The following is a 22410-nucleotide window of genomic DNA, read 5'->3' on the forward strand; positions in this document are numbered from 1 at the left end:
ACCCATCAGCGGAGCGTGGTTCTGATGGGCTGCTTACTTTGGGTGGCTTCCAAACACCCCCTCGGCTAGCACTTGAGCCGTTTTGTCAGAAGGATTTGCCACCACTGCTGAGTAAGAACGAGCTTCTTGATTCACCTGGCTCACCCTTGCTTTTCCTCCTTCTGCACCCATTACTAAGCTTTTTGCATCTTCGCCTATCTGATGATGTTCATCTATAGCGCTCCCTTCCCGGGTTGTTTCCAAAGGTTCAGGAGGCTGCAGAGGGGCTGGAGCGGAAATAACGGAAACTGAACCTTCTAGCTGTTCTTCCTCATCGGCATCTCGCAACGGGCTCAGCAGATTTTGTCCCCATAAATACCCCTTTTGCTCTAATCTAGAAGCGCAAACCAGGCCGATTAATTTAGCACTAATCGATAAATAAAGCTCTTTCTCCTGTTCAAAATAACGCGTTTTTTCTTCTTCGGTAGAAAGAGCACGTAATTGTTGTATTAATTCAAGTGTTTTTCTAGGTTTTTCAGCATCTAAAATCGTAGGGTTTGATTTAATACGCTGGATAATTTTTGCTTGATCATTTAGAAGAGCTAACTCTTTCCGTTTAAAAGTGCTATAAGCATTGTCTCTTACCTGTTTAGCTTTAAGATAGGTAAATTTGGGCAAATCCTTTCCTTTTTTACCTTGGGCTAAACGTTTTATGATCCCATCATCTAATTCTGCATTGCGTCCACTAAAAATAAGGTTAAAAAGTCGCTGTCCATACTTGGCTGTATAATAAGCGATCTCTTCAGGCAAATAATTTTTATGAGTTAATTCTTTACTATGTAAAAGTTTAAAGCCTACTTGCTGGAGAGCCGAGCCTAATAAAGTTTGTTGCGAGATAGGAAGGTCTGCGGCACCGCTTTGCCCATTAACGACATGATACACAGCGGACCGACACACATAAGCTTCATTAGCAAATGTGCTAGCTAGAATTTGACGAAATTGATGCTCTGTTTGCAGCTGAGCTGTTTTTATAATGTTTTGGCGTAGTGAATCTTTTAACTTACGACAACTTTCTTCCAACATAGCGCAGTTCTTTTGCTTTTTTTCAATGATCTCTTGGATATCTGGATCATCACTGCTATCACCTAATCTTTTTAAGGCGGCCAACTCTTTATCTAATGCTTGCTTTTTTGCCTCTAATTCATCCATTAAAGGCTTTCTTTTACTCTTTAAAGCTAGGATTTGTTCATAGCAATCTGTACATTGTTCTAAATGTTCGACATAGAGTCTGTTAAGGGCCGCAATGATAATATCTTGTGCTCGTACTGGTAAAGGATCTAATTGGCTTAGCTGTTGTATTTTAGCATTAAGGGCTTTTAAATGATGGCCGCGTATGTTTTCTACCCCTTGAAAAATGGTATCATAATCCTGCTGGCAAAGTGAGATGTGAGTTCCTTGGGCCTCATTAGGCAATTCTGCCTCAAGAATTTTACCTAACCTTTTTTTAACAAGATCTTTAAATACTTGCCATTCCTCTTGCTCCAAGCTAGCATGCAGGGAGAATAAACTTGCCGCCATTTCTTGAACATGTTTTTGATATTTATATTCTTTAAATATTTTGGTAAATTCTTCTTCAGAAAAAAGCCTCTCCCCTTGAATTAAGGGATTATTTTCTTCATCGTGAAGAAATTTGGGATAGATTTCTTTATCTTTGGCTATGGTATCTGTATAAGCATTAGAATCTCGTTGGGAAGCAGAGGTCATCTTAAATAGCTCTTCCGAGATGCTATAAAAACCATTAATAATAGCGTTGGTAATGTGTCCTTCATAATCGAGCCCTTCCCTTTTAATCCTTGCTTTTGCATGCTCAAAAAAAGAGTTTTCTCCTATAAACGTGGTCAGAATAGAAGTATCAATATCGGAGGTTAATTTGCGACTGCCAGGAGCTTTAATAGCAATCTTGCACTTTTGCGACTTCTCTAATCCTGTAGGCACATGAGCTGTTTTTTGCGTGACTATAAATTCGTACCATTTCGCTGTAAAGGTATACCCATCAGTAGCTGTTCCCGCTATCCTACCTTCTATTCCTGCTGCTAGATTAAAATAAGAAGAAGGAAATATTCTTAAAATGGCTTCTCGGTAGCTGGCATAGTCGACTATATCGCGGTCTTCTATGTGGGCTTGCATCATTTGAGCAGCTTGCTCCTGAGCGCCCGCCTCTAAGCGTAAAGTTGTAACGTAGTGTTTTTTAAGGGTTTCCCAATCGGTGTCTCCTAGTTGTTGAAACCGTTGGATTGCAGAAAAATCTTGTTGAATAGACATAGACATAGTGACCTCTTTGGTTAATTTAATACTATGTTATGAAAAAAATGAGCCTCCTAATAAACTGAGAAGGGGTAATTAATTTCTTCCCATCCTTTGATTTATCCATATTCAAGGGTAGTTAAGAGTTTTAGTTTCATGCAAGTTTTTTTTAATTTGAGCATAGGTCGTAAGTATTAAAAATATTTTTATCGAAGACTTTGATGATCTAGCCACCATCCGGCAAGTTAATTTCATGGAGTATATAATTTTTGAAAAAGGGTCCTCCAACTTGTAACATATGTTTTAAATCAGAATTTAAATTAAGGATTAACCTTTCATACCTTCAGGGGTACATTTTATCAAAAGATAAACAACTCCAAGAACTCGGAAGAGCCGGCACAGGGTAGGCATCTTGGGAGGCTGCCCTAATTGATTAACAATAAAGGTAGATAATCTTTGTAATTGTTGACGCAAGTGACGGTGAGTAAAGATATAGGCCAGCAAGCAAAGACATATAATTACGGCTAAAGCTATAATCCTTTGCTCATTTTTAAATAATGCCCAATAGATTTAGTGACGAGCAGATGCCCTTGCTGCCATCTACAAACACGCCTTGAACTTAAAAAAATGAGCCATTCTTGCTCGGCGGCCCTAGACTGGAAGGTTTTATTAATCTGCTGATGGGCCAATTTTTCTTTTAACTAGGTTTAAAAAATTAAAAACCATGATTTAAACAATCATGGTTTATAAAATTTCTAGTTAGAAATAAGGGCGTCTATTAATCGTAATTTCTATCACGATTAGAACGCTGTCCTCCTCTAGAATAGGAATCTCCACCGTTGCCACGAGGGCTTCTATTATCACGGCCACCACCTGCACCTGGCTGGCGCTCTTGGGCGGGACTTAAATGAAGGTTACGCTCTAAGAAAGGCTTTTCATTAAGCTCGTGAATGCATTTTGCAGCTTCATCATCAGCTTCCATTTCTACAAATCCAAAACCTTTAGATTTGCCTGTATACTGATCTTTAATAATTTTAATGGAGACAACAGTTCCAAAAGCTTCGAAAAGAGGCTTTAAAGTCTCTTCACTTGCTTTCCAGGATAAATTGCCTACAAAAATTTTCTTCATATGGACTCCGTTTTGAAATATTATATTAGTTTTTTACTGTAATTTTTTATTTTTTAAAAGCAAGTATTTAATAAGAAGAGTTAGCATTAGGGTGGTAAGTAACCGCTCTCCTTTGCTAACTTTTACTTAAATGCTTAATTTATAAATTTTTAGATCCTTGTGGCTTACAATCGTAAGGATGTGAAAGAATATTAAAAAAATTTAGCATGAATTCTAGTAATTTAATAAAGTAAGATTATTTTATGTAATTGATAATGCTTTTATTTACCTGTATTTCTAGCTTCTATACTTTATTTAGTAACTAAATCTGCCTACATCATTTTATTCAAGCTGCGAAGTTAAAAAATTGGAAAACCATGGCTTAAAACCATGGTTTTTAGAAATCGTTTAAGATCGATAATCTTATTACTCAGATGCAAAAGATCTATCTCGATTAGAACGTTGACCACCCCGGTGATAGGAGTCCCCACCGTTGCCACGATGACTTCTACCGCCCTGAGGGCTGCCTGCGCCAGCTTGACGTTCTTGGGCGGGGCTCAAGCGCAAATTACGTTCTAAGAAAGGCTTTTCATTAAGCTCATGAATGCATTTTGCAGCTTCATCATCAGTTTCCATCTCAACAAATCCAAAACCTTTAGATTTGCCTGTATACTGATCTTTAATAATTTTGATGGAGACAACAGTTCCAAAAGCTTCGAAAAGAGGCTTTAAAGTCTCTTCACTTGCTTTCCAGGATAAGTTGCCTACAAAAATTTTCTTCATATGGACTCCATTTTGGGTTGGTTAACAACTGCAATATTTAAGTAGAAAAAGAGAGATCTAAAAGAAGTTCTTAAGCGCTAGGAAAGAATGATTTATAAGATAAAGGCTAATTGAAACGAGCCTTTAGACCTTATAAGTAAACTCTGTTGGGAAATCTTGAAAATTTGACATCTAATGAAGCCCAAACATAGTCCCAGAGAAAATTAAAAGATTTAAAATTCTCTAGTTTCATAATTTTTCTTACGACTTTAAATACTTATTAGATACTAGCTCGCCTCATTAAATTGCAGATACTCAAATTATCAGCTTTCTTTAGATTAATGTCTACTGATTTGTAAAATTATAATTTTTAGCCAAGCTGATTTTTTTATAAAAGTTTTATCAGCCTACTGAATTTTATACTTTAATTTTTGAAAATAAAGAAATCTATTCACAAAAGCTTCTGTTAAACCATTAAGGGTTTTAGTTAATAAATCGGAAAAATCTTTTTTTGGTGAAGTAATCAGCTCTTGCTTTTCCCAGGTAATTGCTTGATAAATAATTCCTTTTTCCAAAGAGACACGCTTTAGAATAACAGGTTCAAATAAGCGACATGAACAGCTAGCAGTATAGAACTGGTCGATAGAATCAACTAAAACTAGGACATGAAAGAGAGGTAAGAAAGGCTCGTTAGCTTCAGGCAGGAGTGTTGAGCTAATCCCAATTTTGGCAAGTTTTTCTTGAATATGCGCTTTAACTTCTTCTTCATTAATGTCAAAATTCTTATTTTCACCCTTCACTAGCTCTAAAATTATGTGAATATTAGGTTTTAAGTTATATAAATTATCGCTTCCCACCCACTGATTGTCTTTCCAGCTTACGATCCCTGGCAAGGTAAAAGGGAAGCCCTGACTTAAAATAGGATTTAAAGGCTTTTTAAAAGAAAGAAGAGAAGTTCTTAATGATTCAGAGGCTTGAGCAGTAGAAATAGCCGAAGGAGGATGATTGACTTCAGAAGAAAGGCTTGGTAGATCTGCATAGACCATACTAGCTTTCAACAACACCGCTAAAATAAAAGCATAAGCTATCTTTATCATAGACTTCCTTAAATATTAGTTTTTCATAGAAAAAGACAACAGATTAGAAGAGTTGTCATTATTTATTTTAAAGGATTTAAAGAAATATTCGAATTCTGCGCTAGGCTCCGCCACCGATTTAGACAATACTGATAAAACATACAGTTTATTTTTATCTAAAAAGGCATGTCCCTTAATAGTATAAGACTCATTAGTAATTAAAAATTCTACATTTTTAATGTCCTCTAGGCTTCCTTGCTGAAACTTCTCTAATCTGTTTCCTGGGTTTGATACCACCATATCATCGACAACCTTTTTCAAAACCTTTTCACCATCTCGTATTTTGTTAACGTCTAAAAAGGATATCACGCTAATCATAAAGACATGATCATTATTCTCTGAGACATACATCTCATATTGCTTAGATTCTTTAGTTTTACTATCTAAGGCTCGATCGGTAGCGTGCTGGGGTAAGGTGGGAAACTTTGAAATAAAGCTTTTAGAAGCTGGTATATAATCTATCCACCCTTCAAGGATAGGCTCGGAAACACTGCTATTTTCGTTATAGGAATTTTTCGAAGCTAAAAACATGTGGTCTACAGTATTTTTTCCATATCCATATAAAGTAAAAGCTCCTATTAAACTTATAATAATACTACCCACTAGAAAACTTTTGAACATAGACCATCCCATCCACTTGTTGTACAATTAAATTTTTTTTATAACGGATCCCTCATAATGCTACAACAAAAATTAAGAAAGGAAAAATTTTTGCTATTCTTATCAGCAAGAAATGCTCGCTAAATCTACTTTACGCCTTTAAAAATATTTCATTAGCTTTGAATGAGAAGCAGATAGATTTAAATAAATTAATTAATTGAAAAACAAGATTTTTACCTTTAATTTTAAGCTTGCTAGAAAGAATAGGCGCTTGGCTTGTATTTTAATAAATCTTACATACCGTCACGGAGGAAGAGGACGATCCATATGAAGGAAAATTTTTCTTTAATCACCCTCCTTATATTTTTACTTACAGCTTGCCAGAATGAAAAAGTGCCTATAAAACAAGAAGCTATCCTTAGATTAGCTTGCGAAGAGTCTGCTTCCAGCATGGATCCACGCTATCCAGCCAACCTGATCACTAGAAATCTTTTGCATATGCTTTATGAAGGTTTGATGAAGATAGATCATCAAGGCAAGGTTATCCCCGCGCTAGCTCTATCTGTAGAAGTATCTGCTGATTTAAAAACTTATACTTTTGCCCTCAAAGATACAAAATGGAGTGACGGTACTCCATTAACAGCAAAAGATTTTGAACAATCATGGATGAGTGTTTTACTCCCTTCTTTTCCAAGCAAAAACCTTGACTTACTCTATATAATTAAAGGGGCAAGAGCATTTAAAGAAGGAAATGGCTCTGCAGAAGCAGTAGGCATTCAAGCATTAGATGCTAAGCATCTAAGGATACAGCTAGAAAATCCTACTCCTTATTTTTTAAAGGTAGTAACCACCCATTTATATTTTCCCGTTCACTCTTCTATAAGATGCATGCAGAAAAAGGAAAATTATCCCCTAGTAACTAATGGCCCTTTTAAAGTTAAAGAATGGAAATCTTCAGCAGAAATTATTCTCGCAAAAAATTCCTGTTATTGGGATGCAAAAGTAGTTGCCCTTGACGCGGTTATCCTTTCGAGGATGAATGCAAACCATGCTTACAAAATGTTTGAAAGAGGAAAGGTAGATTACGTAGGCTCTCCTTTAAGCCATTTACCCTCACAGGCTATGCCAGCCTTAAAACACCAAGAATTATTAAAGATTAAGCCTGCAACAATTATGCATGGGCTGCAATTCAATGCCAAAAATACCTTTCTGAGCAATATCAAAATACGTAAAGCTTTTAACATGGCCCTCAATAGAAAAGTTATTGCTGCGCTAGCTACCCAAGGAGCTAACTCACCTGCCACTGGGATACTTCCACCCCTAGCAGATTGGGAAGCTATAAACTACTATCAAGACAATGATCTTCCAGCAGCTTGGCAATTATTCCAAGAAGCTTTGCAAGAAATGAAAATGGATAAAGATTCTCTTCCCCAGCTTACCTTAACTTATGCTAATACGGACACCCAACGCGCAATTGCTCAAGCTGTGCAGCAGCAGTGGAATCATGCATTTGGTTTTACCATTCAACTACAAAAGCAAGAACCTGAAGTTTTCGCCCGAACTACTGATAAAGGAGATTACCAAATTGCTCTAAATTCATGGTATGCAAGGTTTAGTGATCCTCTAAGCTTTTTAGAAAGCTTTAAAGTTTATAATCCCGCTTTTAGCCAGGAAGAACATACCAAATATTTGGGTTTATTAACTTTTTCTTCCATTGAGAATGATAAGGATCAACGTAGAAAATATTTAGAAAAAGCTGAAAGACTTCTTATGAACGCCATGCCTATCGCTCCTTTGCTTTTTGGGTCTTATACTTATGCAGAAAGCGAGAATTTAGGAGGAATAGGCCTATCAGACCTAGGAATTTTAGACATTAAATATGCCTTTTTGAAAGATATAAATGAAGGTCCCCCTTAATTTTTAAGCCCATTTATTAATTGCGTGAACAAAAGGAAAAGACTTTTCCGTCCACTCCCCCTCCATTAAAAGGAGTGGCTTCAAGATGCTTACACAAGCGATTGTTTAAAAACATAAGAGCAATGAAGCTTGCCTATCTGTTATTTTTGGTTCATTAGAGTAAAAGGCTTGCTAGGGGTTATTTCCTCAGGGCCAAAAAACTGCATAGGGCCAGGACTAATATAATCATCATTTAAGCGCCATTTGACTCTCTCTTGCTTAAAATAATTAAATATAGGGCTTGTTAACTCAACTAATGCTTTTTTAATCACCGGCTTAGCTTTGCCATGGCGTTCTTCTAAGTGAATCATAGAAACAAGAGGCACACCAGAAAGTTCCCAATTTTCTATAGGCTCATTCAATTTTTGTATGCATGCCATATAGCCAGTTGCCCCCGCCTGAATCAATAATGTGGCTAGATGACCTAAAGTATAACAATATTGGCTATCAAAATTAGAAGGTAAGCAAGCGCGACCTTCATAACCACAAAAGAGAGGCTGAGGATTAAATTTTACCACGAAAGAATCTTGGGCTAAGCGTTTAGTTAGCTCTTGGCGGACAGTTTCAATAAGAAGACGTTCGGTATCAATTTTAGTTACTTGTACATTGCCATGAGGGTCACGATCCAACAATAGCTGCATTTGAATATCTTCGGGTAAAGTTTGTAAGCTTTGCTGGGCTTTTAAAGAAAGAAAAGATTTAATATAATTAATTTTTTCTTGATTAGGTATTAAAGCTTCAATTTTTTTAGCATATGTTTGCTCTGCGCTTAAAAGTGCATTCAATTCTTTGATTAGGATCTTGCATTCGGGGATAAATTCAATAAGCCCTTCAGGAATCAATATGGCGCCATAGTTTTTACCTATTCTAGCCCGTTCCATTATTAAGTTCGCTATTAGGTGAGTAATATCTTGAAGAGTCCATCCTTGCGCTTCAACTTCTTCTCCAATAAGAGCCAAATTGGGGTGGGTGTTCAGGGCCACTTCCAGCACAATATGGGAAGCTGTTCGCCCCATAAGCTTGATAAAAAATGTATATTTTTCTGCCGATAAAGCATCGATAAGAATATTTCCTACAAATTCAGAATATGTTTTAGTGGCCGAATCAAATCCAAAAGAAAGTTCAATAAATTCATTCTTTAGATCTCCATCAATTGTCTTGGGTACCCCAATTACTTTAGTAGCCATTCCCTGGCTTAAAAAATACTCTGCAAGCAAAGCTGCATTGGTATTAGAGTCATCACCACCCACGATAACCAAACCATCAAGCTTTAACTCTTTTACAGTTTGGGCAGCCGCTAAAAATTGCTCGGAAGTTTCTATCTTTGTTCTACCTGCTCCAATTAAATTAAAGCCTCCTTGATTACGATAAGAAGCTAACATTTCTGCATTAATTTCTATATATTTATTTTTAATAATACCTGCTGGTCCCCCTAAAAAACCAAAGAGCTGGCTATCGACATGTAATTTTTTTAAAGAATCGAATAACCCAGAGGCAATATTATGCCCCCCGGCTGCTTGCCCTCCAGAAAACACAAAGCCTATACGCATAGGAAATTGTTTTTGAATTTGGCTCTTTACGACTTTTAAGGGAGGTTGCTGGTAAGTATGAGGAAAGAGATTAACTAGGGCTGAATCTTTCCCCACTAAATTGCCTGTAGAAACAAGAGCAAGCGAATGGAGGTCATCTAATAAAGGGGGTAACAAAGGTTGATATTCCATGCGGACTTTCTGTAAGGTGCTAGGCATAAAATCTCCTGCTCTATAGATTGCTATTTGTTTCTTCACAAGGTGGCTTTAAACCAATTGACTGTCTCAGCAATAACTGACTCTTGATCATTTTTACGGGTAAAATGATGGTCCCCTTCTGGTATTTTTATAAATTTAGAGGTTGCTCGCGCAGTTGAACGTTTATTTTCGTATAGGCTTGCATGATCTATTTTAACCACGCTATCTTTTAGTCCATGGATATGCAGCAAAGGCACATCGGCTAAGGCCTCTAAGGTAGATGCTAGATTAACATTGAAAAACTCCTCAAAAAATATGGGGCTACCTTGCTGCCCCTCAATGCTTAGCAATTGCTCACGCACCTTTGCAGGTGTATGAACATCATGGAAAATGCGCCAGGCCTCTTGCCACTGTTCGGTGTTATATAGAGGAGCCCATAAAGCAAGGCTTTTAATGTTTTTATGCGAGTGCGCTGCCATGAGAGCTATAGCCGCGCCGAAAGAGCGGCCCAGAACACCTAGACGATAAGGATCAATACGAACATGCTTTTGTAAATAGCTTAAACTTGTGCATGCATCTTTCAACAATCCTTTCACGCTCGCTTCGCAAAAATCTCCATCGCTATCCCCACAACCCCGAAAGTCTATACGAAGGGATGCTATTCCCCTCTTTGCTAATTCTTTAGCTAAAGTGACAGCGGTCCGAAAACGTCCTATCTTATTCCCTGCTAAGCCATGACACATTAAAACACCAGGAACTTTCTCTTCCTGTAAAGGAAGGTGTAAAACACCAAAGAGCTTGTATCCTTCCACTTCAAGAACGATAGCTTCTTTCTCCTCAACTCTTTCCATCGAAATCTTTCCTTTACACTTAAGTCTGTTAAAAGCTAAGCTCCAAAAGCTATGGCTTATATTTCAATTAACTAATTACAGTGCATAGCCCCTATAATAATTTCCTAGCGATATTGGCAGGCAAGATGCAGATGCATAGCCTACCTGTCTATTAGATAGCTTTAGTAAGGCCCCTAACATATTGCCTTTAATGCGTACCAAAGTAATGAAAGGTAGATATGCTTTAGAAGCTAAACCTCTTGCTTCTTCTTAAGCAATCTGATTTAATTTTAATTGCGCGCCTCAACAGCTAGTTCTTTTTCTTTTCTATTCACTTTGGCAATTAAATTGTCTTCAAATGTTTTATATATTACGTCTATAAACCGTGCTGTCAACAAAAAGTTGCAATTATGATCTCTAGCGGATCAAATGGAGAGCTAGAAGCTCTATAAATAAGCATGATAAAAAACTTTGCTGTAACTAGATTTCTTCATTTTAACTATAGATGAGGCCTTAAATCTAGCGAGCTAGAAATAGAAATTGCTTTATTATACGCTTTGAAAAAACTTAGTCTGCATAATCACCCTCTGAAGCATGCCTCTCTACTTAGTTCGAGGGGTTTTTATAAAGTACAGGGCTGCATAAGGAGTATCTCAAAAGCGTATTATTTTTTGTTGTCAATAGAGCACGCTCATCTATAGATATCAGCAAAATCCTATTTGTTCTCCGCCTTGGAAAAAATGGTGCATTAAGGGAGGATTATTCGTTAATTAATCGATTTAGTAAATCTCTGTTTAAAGGACCCGTTAAGCATATTCTTTGGGAGGCTTGTTAACGCTGTTAATACTTTTTACAGCTTAATCTACATCCAGCATGGCTTTGTAAGCCACATCTTCTTTTTTAAAATATTCAAAGCATTTTATGAGTAGTAGAAGAGGCATTTAAGAGCCGATCAAACAATTTTTTTTCAACGGCATAAATTTTTTCCACATTAGTTAGTCTATCTAATCTATTTTTTACGCATGTATCGTGGCTAAAAGTTCTTTTGTTAGTACTACCTATGCTATTTTCTTTTGTATATTCCACGCAGCCTTCCTATATTTTAACTTTTACTCACAGGAGGCAAATAAATGCCTACATACTTACGCTTCCACCAATTGCCTGACTCTTTTTTCTCTTGAGAGGTTGTAAAATGGTATTCATAGAGATTAGCCCGCATATATGTAGGAGGCTTATCAGGAAAAGGATTATTTTTCATCAATTTTACAACTTCTGGTGAATTCTCCATTAACCGATAGATAAAACGTGTAAACCAGGGATTGTGTTTAACTTCTCCATGAGCAGCAAACCAAAGCTGCCAGTCTAATCGCGGCTGATAAGGCGCTGCCTGGCGAGGAGGAATTTTAAGATCCCCAGGCTTCCATTTAAATTCATATGTTTTCCATATCCTACCATCCTCACTTCCTTCCACTTCAATTTCATAACGCTGAGTAGCTATACGTGAAAACAGGCCATATTTATTGACAAGATAAAATGGACTTATTATTGCAAAAACCCGCTCTACGGAAGGTAAAGAGCGAAAAAGCTGGACGAGTTGGAAAAAATTTAGCACGATTAAAGAGATGGCCAAGATAGAGACTAAAAGAGAAGTAGATAGTTCTCTTGGAGAATTAGAAAGCGGAAGGAACGGTTGCAACCAGGGCAAATAATTATCTTCCAAAAGTACAAAACTAAGAGCAATAGTAAGCCCATTAAAAAAAGTAAAATTACCTGTTAAGGTGAGAATCGATTGGAACAACATAAGGATAAGAAAAGTATAAGCCCTTAAGTCTGGATGAGTAAAAATAAAGAAAGGTAAAATAATTTCAAATAAAAAGACAGCAAGCGTGGATAGTTGTGCAAACCATTTGGGTTGATGATGAAAGAAATAAGCTATTTTATTAGGAAGCGGCTGTGTTTCATAATGATATTGCATGGCAGATAGATTTCTCCATTCCTGGCTCCCTAATAGAAATTTTGCTATCCCTGAAGAAAACATTATACGAAAAAGAATAATCCACAATAAGAATACAGCAATAGGTAAAGGAGGCGATTGTAAAGATAAGAGGAAACCGGCAAACCCTACTTCTATCAATAAAACATCCCATTGAAAAGACAAAAAATAAAGTGAAGGAGAGACATAAGATAAATATAATAAACAAAGAATAAAGAGCATCCAGCTAACAGCAACCCCACAAAGCACTAAGCTTGCTCCTATTATTCCTACTAAGGCCACCCCCTTTAACATTTTGTCCTCCGTATTTATCCAAAATATGGAAGGTGTTCTTAAGTAGTGCGTATACGTTTTGCTCCTTCGCATCCCGTTGAAAATCTCCTGCATAGGAAGTATGCCTTTAGCGCCATATAAACCTTTCACTTGAATAAACAAGGACCAGAAAGCAAGGAAATAGCATAAGCCTAACAATTTGATAAATACCCACTGCCCTGCTATAAAAGTAGCATTTGACTCTATAAAATTTTGCATATATCAGCTTAAGGTGTTAATTATAAATTATTTATTAGTAAACTTCCTAAATAATCTGCTCTAATAAACAAGTGAATTTTTTGTTAAGTCTTTTTTACATTCTTTAATTTCTTTAAAATTTTATCTTCCTTGCAGGCTATAGCTCTGCTATCATTCATGAAAGGAGATAATAATTTTAACTTTTCCTTCCCTAGCTAGGTCATTATCCTTATAGAATTTAGGTCTCCTCACAAAGCAGCTTGTTACAACATTTCTAGCTAGCTTTAGCGGCTGTAAATTTGTTGATGCTATTAGCTAATTTTTAAGCAATCATGCCGAATTTCGTCTTTAACCTTCACTCTTACATCCTTTAAAGAATTAAACCTTAATCCTCGTTTTTATAAAGCACAAGCATCCTCCCTCTCATCTCCAAGAGATGCTCTTTTTTTTGTGCAAGCGCTTAATTCAATAAGCTTAAGAAACATCTTTACTATAAAGAGAAAAGCAGCGTTTTTTTCCAGGCAAAAGAAAGTATACTTGAATTTTCTTTAAAAATTCTTATAACACACCCTACGCTTATGTGCCGAGAGAGTCTAAGAATCTACGCTCGAAGTTCTCGTTAAAAACCATGTTCTTTCTGGCTCAGTTTATGGATGGAGCTGGCCCGCTACTTTTAATCCCCAAGTTTGCTCTTCTTGGATTATTAATCTATAAGAAATACTCTAAGCTTAAATGATTTTCATGTTTACATAGCCTCAAGGGATTAAAAGAGGATGAAAGCATAAAAAGCTAGCAAAACTTAACGCCTATAAATAGCTTTAACAAATCCATAGTTCTAGCAAATTACAGGAGAAGAGAGCTGAGAATCTCATAAGTGCTTTCTTTACTAAGCTCTCCTCTCCACCTATCCATTCTCGCGTAAAGCTCCCTATATAGAAGGCAAACATTTCAGTTTCCTGCTAAAAATTGATAAGGGGCTGTATAAGTATTACGCCTCCATTGAGCCCAACCTATCATCTTTAATTCATTTGCCATGATATAAGCATGCTTTCTTATCCGTACTGGCTTAAGAAAAATTCTGTAAGCAAGCATAGCTCCACGTTTAGTTCTCTATACACTATATGGCTTAATTGATTGAGTATAATTTTTTATTCTTTATCCAATTTGCATGTAGAGAAAACAAATTACACCTTAAGTGCTTTATCATGAGCATAATCTAACTAATAAAAAAGCTATAAGTCCTGCGAGAAGCAAGCTGCGCTGAAACAAAAGAAATCAAGCTAATATTAGAATTTAGAAATATTCCTCCATTCTTACCCATTTTATAGATGAAAGTAACATAAGTGCTGATAAGGAAAAATGGTGAAAAATTACCAAGTAAATGCATATCTTGCTAGAGCAAAATATTATTTAAACATTAAAATATGATGAAGCATTTGAGAGGAAAGCCCTTCAATACGAACGATTTTTAGGCGCGCGGTTTTTCCTTGCACAATTTGCAATGAAGTTTTAGGGATGCCTAAAGTTATGGAAAGAAGCCTAAGCAGCTCATCGTTCGCTAGCCCTTTTTCAGGGATAGCGGAAAGACGTATTCTGAGGCGATCATTTTCCCAGCCTGTAATCTCGCTCTTTTTGGCTTTTAAAACGACTTTAATAGGCAGATAGATGTGACTTGAATTATTTTTAAACATATTGAATATATTTTACTTATTATCCGTTTATATATTAATCTTAAAAGATAACCATAATGTTTCTATCATGTTGATAGATAAGGAGGTTTTTTCCCATGAATATTTTACAAAAGTATCGCATAGCTTTTATTGTGGAAAGCATTTGGTTAATTATTTTAGGAACAATAGCTATTGCGGCCCCTTTCATAGCAACCTTAAGCATTGAATTGATGGTAGGGGGAATTATCTTTTTAGGAGGGAGTGCTCAGCTTTATAAATCTTTTAAAACTATACATGAACCGGGGGGAGCTTTATCGTTAGCCAGCGCAATTATCTCGATGTTAGTGGGTGCTTTCATGCTTATCTATCCTATGGCAGGTATACAAACCCTTACTCTATTAACTACCATCTTTTTTTTGGCTGAAGGCATCACTAAAATAAGGATTAGCCTTGAAATAAAAGGCACACCCAATTGGGGGTGGTTACTTTCTAGCGGAATTATTGCCCTTTTGATGGCAGGCATTATTCTCTCAGGTTGGCCTGAGACTTCTCTATGGATAATTGGGCCATTGGTAGGAATTAATATGACTTTGTTTGGATTTTCACTCTTAGCCCTTGCTATTCACATTCCTACCAATGAGTGATAAAGCCGTGCTGCTTCTATATTGAGCCGCATTAAAGCAATAAAAATTATAAAGGTGGATTTTAAAAAGAATTTAAAGAATTTTGCCTTCATGCTAGCCCCATGTGCTAGGTCAGCCTAAAATATAAATAAAAAAACTTTGTCCAGTTTTATTAAACTATCTTTAAAAAATAATTTACCCCAGCCGAGTTAAAAAAGTTTAAGAAAACGCCTTTGTTTTTTACCTTTCCATTTGCTTATCTGGCAAAAAGTAATATGATTGCTGATCGAGTAACCCTTAAAAATTTGATTTTATGCCTATTCTTCCTTTATAAATGCTAAAAGCTTCCTTCCTCTTCTAGAGCTTTTAAAAATTCTTAAACCTAATCCTGCTATTTAGCTTGCTTGCCCGTAAATACTCAGCTGCAATAAAAAAAGATTTGCCAGACTATTTAGCCATCTAATATACTCAATTTTTATCCATATCATTCTAGCTTATAGCTTAAATATGCCTGAGCTTCCAGAAGTAGAAACTATCGTACGAGAACTTATCGCGACTGGCTTAGTCGGTAAACAAATTGCAACTGTCTATGTGCAGTGGCCTAAAATAATTGATACCTCGGATGATAAGGTATTTATACATCAAATCCAAGGGCAGTCTATTAATCATTTAGAGAGACGTGGAAAGTATTTGGTATTTACTTTGTCGCAAAGTACTTTGTTCGTACACCTGCGCATGACTGGTAAATTCGAATGGCTCGCCAGCCCGCTACCTATTAAAAAGCATGAACATATACGTATAGTCTTTACGGATGGAACCATCCTACGTTATGAAGACCCCAGAAAATTTGGTCGGTGGTCTCTGTATATTGATCCCCTGGAAAAATTAAGCAGGCTTGGGTTAGAACCTCTCTCCTCTAACTTTACCTGCTCAGCATTAACTTCTATGCTGCAAAAGTATGCTTCTCAAATTAAACCCTTTCTTCTTAATCAAAAGCATATTGTAGGGCTAGGAAATATATATGTTGACGAAGCTTTATGGGAAGCTAAAATAAATCCCCAACGATTGACTAATTCTTTAACTAAAAAGGAGATAAAAGCGTTACACCGAGCCATTCAAAATGTGCTAAACAAAGGGATTAAAAACAAAGGGACAAGTTTAGGTGTAGGAATAGGTAACTACTATAGTGTTAGTGGAAAAAGAGGCGGCCATCAGCATCATTTAAATGTTTTTCGTCAGCAGGGATTAGGCTGCTCAAGATGTGGCACACTTATCATTAAAATGGTGGTAGCTCAACGAGGAACTCATCTTTGCCCCACTTGCCAAAAGAGGGAGATTTTTAATGAAATCCAGCCTTTATAAACAAGTTATTTTTGATTTAGGAGGAGTGCTTTTTTATTGGAATCCTAAAGAAGTTTCACGCCTTCTTAAAGAAAAAGATCCTGATTTTCCTCTTCATATTGAGAAAATTGTTTACACCTCAACGTGGAGTGATTTAGACGCAGGAACCCTTTCTTTAGAGGAAGCTATGCAACAGCTTAGCACTTGCTACCCCCGTCACTATATTGAGCGTTTCGTTAGCCTTTCTTTAGAAAAGCTAGTGCCTCTAGAAAAAGGAATTAGCCTTTTAAAACAAGTTCAAGCCCAAAAAAAGCAAACTTTCATTCTATCTAACATTTCAGGGGAGTTTTTTAAGAAGATATCTATATACAAAAGCCTTTTAGATAGCTTTAATGGCGCCGTCTTCTCTTACGAAATCCATACCCTTAAGCCACAAAAAAAAATTTATCAAACTCTCCTAGATAAATATTTTTTAAAGCCAGAGGAGTGCCTATTTATTGATGATTCTTTAGCAAATGTTGCAGCTGCTCAGAAGATGGGTATGGATGCAATCATCTGTCAAGAGCACCAGTATGTGCATGACGAGCTCCTAAGACTAAAAGTTATTTAAATAGAAGCTCTACCGGTTAATTGTTACCCATGTTTTGTTAAAAGCAAACTTATAATAGCCATTTTACTAGCCAAAAGTAACAAAAGTTTCTAGCGTCTAGCTGCTAATGTCTCATTAGCATTATAAGGAGTAAAAAAATCTTGTGTTAAACCTTGAGTTTCGTTAATTCTTTATTTTAACAGTTACCTAGGAGTAAAAGCTATGTTACGCGTCACCCCTGTTCTTCCTGAAAAAGCTGGACCTGAGCTTAAACCATTATATGAAGCCCTACAAAAAAAGATGGGTAGAGTGATTAATATTTTCCAGAATATGGGCAACTCCCCTTTAACCTTAAAAGCTTTTCTAGCTTTAAGCGAAGCTGCAGCCCAGACTCATTTATCTGCAAAAGTTAGAGAAGAGATAGCTTTAACTATTGGCCAAGCTAATCAATGTGAGTATTGCGTATCTGCACATACTCTTTCTGCTAAAGCGCACGGTCTTGCTGAGCAAGAGATATTGCTAGCGCGCAAGGGAGAGGCTCAAGAACCTAAAACAAAAGCCATCCTTAAATTTGTTAAAATAGTAGTAGAAAAAAGAGGTAAGGTTTCCGAAGAAGATGTTGTCGCCTTAAAAAATGAAGGTATTTCCGATCAGGAACTTATAGAAATTGTGCTTAATATTGCTGTTAACATGTTTACCAATTACTTTAATAATATTATCGGCACTCAAGTCGACTTCCCACAAGCTCCGCCTCTAAACTAGATATTCAAGGGCTTTCTAATGCAGAGAAATTATATGCCTTGGAAAGCCAACTTTTATCTAGCTAAACCCTTTAAGGCTCCAAAGCATAAGTATCTTGAGTTCTGCTGATAGGCTTTGATAGGAGTAATTTGAAATTTTTTTTATCTATGGCTAATTTTGCTTATTTTAAAAATATTATATTTAAAAGTACCCATGAGGCGAATTAAAAGCTTTGATATGAAAAAGTTTTTTAAGAAGAAGAGCTATAAATGATAAGCGCTCAAGGGAAGTAGAACTGCTTACTCTCTTGATAATCAGAATTTAATGGAAATTATAAAGTACAGCAAATAGAAAAAACAGCTATTTGCAAGCATTTTTAGCTTTGCAGATATCCGCAGAATTACCTCTAAAGCTGGGCCCACCCCGTGACCGTTTACTATAAAGGTAAGCATCAAAAAATTAGCTTATTAATAAAACGATCTTTTCCACAAGAGTTAAGGAAAGTAAATTTTTAAGCTTTTGACTCAAGTTAAGTATATTCCTGCCAGCCTCGCCTCTTTTTAATCTACCAACCCTCTTTATATTTCCACTTCTACGATCTGCTTGTCAGTAGATATATAGAAATGTTATTCTGTTAAAAACGGAGTACTTTATGAATAAATCTTTTCTAAAAAATCTCAAACAGCAAATTGAACAACTTAAAAACACGGGTCTCTACAAAAAAGAATCTGAAATTATTTCTCCTCAGCAAGCTACCATTACCCTAGCTGATGGGAATAAAGTGCTAAATCTTTGTGCCAATAACTACCTTGGCCTAGCTAATAATCAACAAATCATTAAGGCCGCTCAAGAAAGCTATGATAAATATGGATATGGTTTGTCTTCGGTACGTTTTATTTGTGGCACGCAAAGCGTACATCGTGCGCTGGAAAATAAAATTTCCCATTTTTTGAAAACCGAAGACACCATTCTTTATTCTTCATGTTTTGATGCCAATGGAGGCCTTTTTGAAACTCTTTTAGGTAGTGAAGATGCTGTTATTAGCGATGCTTTAAATCATGCTAGCATTATCGATGGAATAAGGCTTTGTAAAGCCAAACGTTTACGCTATCAAAACAATGATATAGAAGATCTAGAAAGACAATTAATAGAGGCTAAAGAGTGTCGATTTAAAATGATTGCTACCGATGGTGTATTTTCTATGGATGGCAGCATTGCTAACTTAAAAGCAATTTGCGATCTAGCAGACCAATATAATGCTATTGTTATGGTAGATGATTCGCATGCTGTAGGTTTCTTAGGGGAGAAAGGAGGCGGCACACCAGAACATTGCGAAGTTATCGGACGGGTAGATATTATTACCGGTACTTTGGGAAAAGCTTTAGGGGGTGCTTCGGGAGGCTACACTTCAGGACGCAAAGAAATTATTGAATGGTTAAGGCAGCGGTCACGACCTTATCTTTTTTCTAATACCCTAGCACCTGCAATTGCTTATGCTTCTATAAAATGCCTAGAAATCGTAGAAAATGGCCAAAACTTAAGGAGAAAATTAAAAGAGAATAGCCTCTATTTCCGCGAAAAAATGACAAAGTTAGGATTTAAGCTCTTACCTGGTGAACATCCTATTATTCCTGTCATGATAGGCGATGCAGTTTTAGCTCAGCAAATGGCTGCTCGTATGTTAGAGCAGGGCGTATATGTTATAGGGTTTTGCTATCCCGTGGTCCCGCAAGGCCAAGCACGTATACGTACGCAAATGTCAGCAGCTCACCATAAAGAAGAATTAGATATGGCCATACAAGCATTTGAAAATGTTGGCAAAGAATTTAAAATCATCTAACATCTCTGTCTTTTAAATTCATATATGTAAGGTCATCATGAAAGCTTTAGTTAAGAGTTACCGTAAAGAAGGTCTATGGATGGAAGATGTGCCCATCCCGACCATTAAAGAGGATGAGGTATTAATTAAAACACATAAAACTTCCATTTGCGGTACGGATATTCATATTTATAAATGGGACGCCTGGGCGCAGAAGACAATTCCTGTACCTATGGTAGTCGGACATGAGTACATGGGAGAAATCGCAGCGATAGGTAAGAATGTTAAAGGCCTTAAAGTAGGTGATCGGGTGAGCGGAGAGGGACACATTACCTGTAGCAGCTGCATTTCCTGCCTTAAAGGTCAAAAGCATTTATGTATAAACACTTTAGGGGTAGGCGTTCATCGCCATGGCTGTTTTGCTGAATACTTTAATATTCCCGCCGAGAATGTTTTTCCCCTTCCTTCTTCTATTAAAGATAATGTAGCCTCAATTTTCGATCCTTATGGAAATGCAGTCCATACTGCACTTACTTTTGATCTTACCGGCGAAGATGTTCTTATTACTGGTGCCGGGCCTATAGGTATTATGGCAGCTGCCATCGCCGCGAAAGCTGGAGCTCACCAAGTAGTCATTACGGATGTGAATGAATATCGTTTAAAGCTCGCCAAAAAGCTAGGTGCGCAAACAACAGTCAATGTGGCTAATACTTCTTTAAAAGAGATGATGGAAAAGCTAGGTATTCAGAATGGCTTTACGGTGGGTATGGAAATGTCCGGGCACCCTGATGGTTTAAAAACACTTTTGGAAAATGCTCATCATGGTGGAAAGATTGCTTTGCTAGGTATTTTACCTGCCGAATGCTTGATTGACTGGGACCTTGTTATCTTTAAAATGCTGACCATCAAAGGCATTTATGGAAGAGAAATTTTTTCTAGCTGGTTTAAAATGGTTAATTTATTGGAGAGCGGCCTTGAAATAGAACCGCTCATTACTCACCACTACCCTATTGACGAATTTGAAAAGGGTTTTGAGGTGATGATGTCAGGCCAATCCGGAAAAGTTATTTTAGATTGGTGAGATGCTACCTGAAAAAATAAGCTCCCATAACATCTAGGCAAAAAGGGTTCAGATAGATATAGCTTTTAACAATAGTAATTTAGAGCAACCCTTTTTTAAAGCTAGGAAAATTTTTAACAATAATTTTTAAAAGCTTCTGGATAAATAAGATAGCTTTATAAATGACCACGATTCTCCAAGGACCGTTCCAGGGATCTTTCAACAAGGCTTCTAAATGTATGGTGTTAGCTTTTTTAAAAGGCATAGATAGAAAGCTTTTTTAGTGTTAATTGAATAAAAAGGTGAGGGTATGTAAGCCCTTACCTTTTGCCTCTCCTCATCCTAATTAAAGCATAAAATTTTATTTCATAGCTTCTTAGTACTATAGTGGTAAATATAATCATTTAAATTTTATTTTTTTTAAGGATATGTGTATAATTAAATGACAGGGTATATTCACACGATTTAAGAAAAAAAGCTTTGAATTATATAGAGAATGGCGGCCCAATAGCCACAGCTAGTGAAGTGTTTGATGTAACAGCTCGCATGTTAACAAATTGGAGTAAGCGGAAAAAACCAGGTTGTTTAGCTTCTAAAAAAAGACGGCAGAGCCCCAGTAAAATTGATAGTGAAAAGCTAAAATTGTATATAAAGCAAACTCCTGATGCATCCCTTAGAGAAATAACTGAGGCATTCGGAGTGACGATAACTGCAGTTTTTTATGTCTGTAAAAGAGTGAAAATCACTTTAAAAAGAAGACACCCTTCTACAAGGAAAGAGATCAGAATAAACGAGAGGAGTTTAGACAAAAGCTAGAAAATATTCCGGAAGAAAATAGAATTTACATAGATGAAAGCGAGATAAATGCCTATGTACAGCACCAACATGCAAGATTACTTATAGGAGAAAAGATTTATGGCGCTCTAGCAGGCCGTTCATTTGCTAGAGAAAGCTTTATAGCAGCTAGATTGTAATAGATAGGACTTAATCTGATACGGGTGATAAAAATAAAGGCAACAGGATTTATAAGTCGCGAAGCTTGAAGCCCCGTCGCTCATTAAAAGTGATAGGACGAAAGTTGAAGTGAGCGGCTTAAATCAATAAAAAGTGTCAAAATGCCAAAGTTCCTCAGCTATTTCTCTAAGGGATGCATCAGGAGTTTGCTTTATATACAATTTTAGCTTTTCACTATCAATTTTACTGGGGCTCTGCCGTCTTTTTTTAGGAGCTAAACAACCTGGTTTTTTCCGCTTACTCCAATTTGTTAACATGCGAGCTGTTACATCAAACACTTCACTAGCTGTGGCTATTGGGCCGCCATTCTCTATATAATTCAAAGCTTTTTTTCTTAAATCGTGTGAATATACCGTGTCATTTAATTATACGCATCTCCTAGAAAGATAAAATTTGAGCAACTATAAGATAGAATGATTTTCAGCGTATTTCTCATCACCTCAAGAGTTAATTGATCAGTTAATAAGTCTATCTCTGCACGAAAGGGGTGAGCTGGTTGCCGGCTAGGTCAAGCTGTTGCAGCTGAGAAAGCTGCCTTATCTCTGCTGGAATAGAGGTGAGTTGGTTGTGATCTAAGTTAAGTATTTCTAGCTGAGAAAGCCGCCCTATCTCTACTGGAATAGAGGTGAGTTGGTTGTGCTCTAAGTT

At 36.7% G+C, this 22410-nt stretch carries 18 protein-coding genes and 2 pseudogenes; 8 read left to right on the forward strand and 12 right to left on the reverse strand.

Annotated features, from left to right (window positions below):
- Nucleotides 1-33 precede the first annotated feature (33 nt).
- From NEOC95_RS00085 to NEOC95_RS00105, 5 genes are all read right to left on the reverse strand, one after another.
- Nucleotides 34-2307: a hypothetical protein gene (locus NEOC95_RS00085; protein WP_166157455.1), complete on the reverse strand. Its 2274-nt coding sequence runs from the start codon at nt 2305-2307 to the stop codon at nt 34-36.
- Between the two features lie 754 nt (nt 2308-3061).
- Nucleotides 3062-3412 (reverse strand): RNA recognition motif domain-containing protein, encoded by a 351-nt coding sequence (locus NEOC95_RS00090; RefSeq protein ID WP_166157452.1) that lies wholly within the window; start codon nt 3410-3412, stop codon nt 3062-3064.
- Nucleotides 3413-3817: 405 nt separating this feature from the next.
- On the reverse strand, nt 3818-4174 hold the full coding sequence (locus NEOC95_RS00095) for an RNA recognition motif domain-containing protein (RefSeq protein ID WP_166157449.1): 357 nt from the start codon (nt 4172-4174) through the stop codon (nt 3818-3820).
- Nucleotides 4175-4560: 386 nt separating this feature from the next.
- A complete protein-coding gene (locus NEOC95_RS00100) occupies nt 4561-5250 on the reverse strand; it encodes a hypothetical protein (RefSeq protein WP_166157446.1) in 690 nt (229 codons plus the stop codon).
- Between the two features lie 15 nt (nt 5251-5265).
- Nucleotides 5266-5910 carry a DEAD/DEAH box helicase family protein gene (locus NEOC95_RS00105; RefSeq protein ID WP_213150890.1) on the reverse strand — a complete coding sequence of 215 codons (645 nt, stop codon included), beginning with the start codon at nt 5908-5910 and terminating at the stop codon, nt 5266-5268.
- A gap of 306 nt (nt 5911-6216) precedes the next feature.
- Here NEOC95_RS00105 and NEOC95_RS00110 point away from each other — a divergent pair, with 306 nt between their 5' ends.
- Nucleotides 6217-7806: a peptide ABC transporter substrate-binding protein gene (locus tag NEOC95_RS00110; RefSeq protein ID WP_213150892.1), complete on the forward strand. Its 1590-nt coding sequence runs from the start codon at nt 6217-6219 to the stop codon at nt 7804-7806.
- 140 nt (nt 7807-7946) lie between these two features.
- Here the strand turns inward: NEOC95_RS00110 and NEOC95_RS00115 are convergent, their stop codons facing one another.
- The 5 genes from NEOC95_RS00115 to NEOC95_RS00135 all read right to left on the reverse strand — a co-directional run bounded on the left by NEOC95_RS00115 (nt 7947) and on the right by NEOC95_RS00135 (nt 14596).
- Nucleotides 7947-9593, reverse strand: coding sequence for a diphosphate--fructose-6-phosphate 1-phosphotransferase (locus tag NEOC95_RS00115; protein ID WP_166157437.1), 1647 nt, complete (start codon nt 9591-9593; stop codon nt 7947-7949).
- Nucleotides 9594-9628: 35 nt separating this feature from the next.
- Nucleotides 9629-10423 (reverse strand): alpha/beta hydrolase family protein, encoded by a 795-nt coding sequence (locus tag NEOC95_RS00120; RefSeq protein ID WP_166157433.1) that lies wholly within the window; start codon nt 10421-10423, stop codon nt 9629-9631.
- An 888-nt stretch (nt 10424-11311) separates the two neighbouring features.
- Entirely contained in the window at nt 11312-11488 is a 177-nt protein-coding gene (locus NEOC95_RS00125; protein WP_166157430.1) for a hypothetical protein, read from the reverse strand.
- A 16-nt stretch (nt 11489-11504) separates the two neighbouring features.
- Nucleotides 11505-12926, reverse strand: a complete 1422-nt coding sequence (locus tag NEOC95_RS00130) for a lipase maturation factor family protein (RefSeq protein ID WP_213150894.1) — start codon at nt 12924-12926, stop codon at nt 11505-11507.
- A 1385-nt stretch (nt 12927-14311) separates the two neighbouring features.
- Nucleotides 14312-14596, reverse strand: a complete 285-nt coding sequence (locus NEOC95_RS00135) for a DUF167 domain-containing protein (protein WP_166157424.1) — start codon at nt 14594-14596, stop codon at nt 14312-14314.
- Nucleotides 14597-14691: 95 nt separating this feature from the next.
- Between NEOC95_RS00135 and NEOC95_RS00140 the strand changes: the two genes are divergently transcribed.
- The 7 genes and pseudogenes from NEOC95_RS00140 to NEOC95_RS00170 form a co-directional block, all read left to right on the forward strand.
- Nucleotides 14692-15219: an HdeD family acid-resistance protein gene (locus NEOC95_RS00140; protein ID WP_213150896.1), complete on the forward strand. Its 528-nt coding sequence runs from the start codon at nt 14692-14694 to the stop codon at nt 15217-15219.
- Nucleotides 15220-15705: 486 nt separating this feature from the next.
- Nucleotides 15706-16560: a DNA-formamidopyrimidine glycosylase gene (mutM, locus tag NEOC95_RS00145; RefSeq protein ID WP_166157418.1), complete on the forward strand. Its 855-nt coding sequence runs from the start codon at nt 15706-15708 to the stop codon at nt 16558-16560.
- Nucleotides 16541-17149 (forward strand): HAD family hydrolase, encoded by a 609-nt coding sequence (locus NEOC95_RS00150; protein WP_213150897.1) that lies wholly within the window; start codon nt 16541-16543, stop codon nt 17147-17149. The genes mutM and NEOC95_RS00150 overlap by 20 nt, the downstream gene beginning before the upstream one ends.
- A 201-nt stretch (nt 17150-17350) precedes the next feature.
- Complete coding sequence (locus tag NEOC95_RS00155; protein ID WP_166157412.1) at nt 17351-17890, forward strand: carboxymuconolactone decarboxylase family protein; 540 nt, start codon at nt 17351-17353, stop codon at nt 17888-17890.
- A gap of 631 nt (nt 17891-18521) precedes the next feature.
- The gene (locus NEOC95_RS00160) at nt 18522-19709 is read left to right on the forward strand and encodes a glycine C-acetyltransferase (protein WP_213150899.1); all 1188 of its coding nucleotides are present in this window, start codon (nt 18522-18524) and stop codon (nt 19707-19709) included.
- A gap of 37 nt (nt 19710-19746) precedes the next feature.
- A complete protein-coding gene (tdh, locus tag NEOC95_RS00165; protein WP_166157406.1) occupies nt 19747-20769 on the forward strand; it encodes an L-threonine 3-dehydrogenase in 1023 nt (340 codons plus the stop codon).
- A gap of 444 nt (nt 20770-21213) precedes the next feature.
- Nucleotides 21214-21564: pseudogene (locus tag NEOC95_RS00170) on the forward strand (IS630 transposase-related protein); the annotation flags it as partial.
- A 281-nt stretch (nt 21565-21845) separates the two neighbouring features.
- Here the strand turns inward: NEOC95_RS00170 and NEOC95_RS00175 are convergent.
- Nucleotides 21846-22103: pseudogene (locus tag NEOC95_RS00175) on the reverse strand (IS630 transposase-related protein); the annotation flags it as partial.
- A 127-nt stretch (nt 22104-22230) separates the two neighbouring features.
- The coding region (locus NEOC95_RS00180; RefSeq protein WP_213150903.1) for a leucine-rich repeat domain-containing protein at nt 22231-22410 on the reverse strand (180 nt) is incomplete at its 5' end.

Origin of the sequence: Neochlamydia sp. AcF95, assembly GCF_018342455.1 — a bacterium.
GTDB lineage: Bacteria > Chlamydiota > Chlamydiia > Chlamydiales > Parachlamydiaceae > Neochlamydia.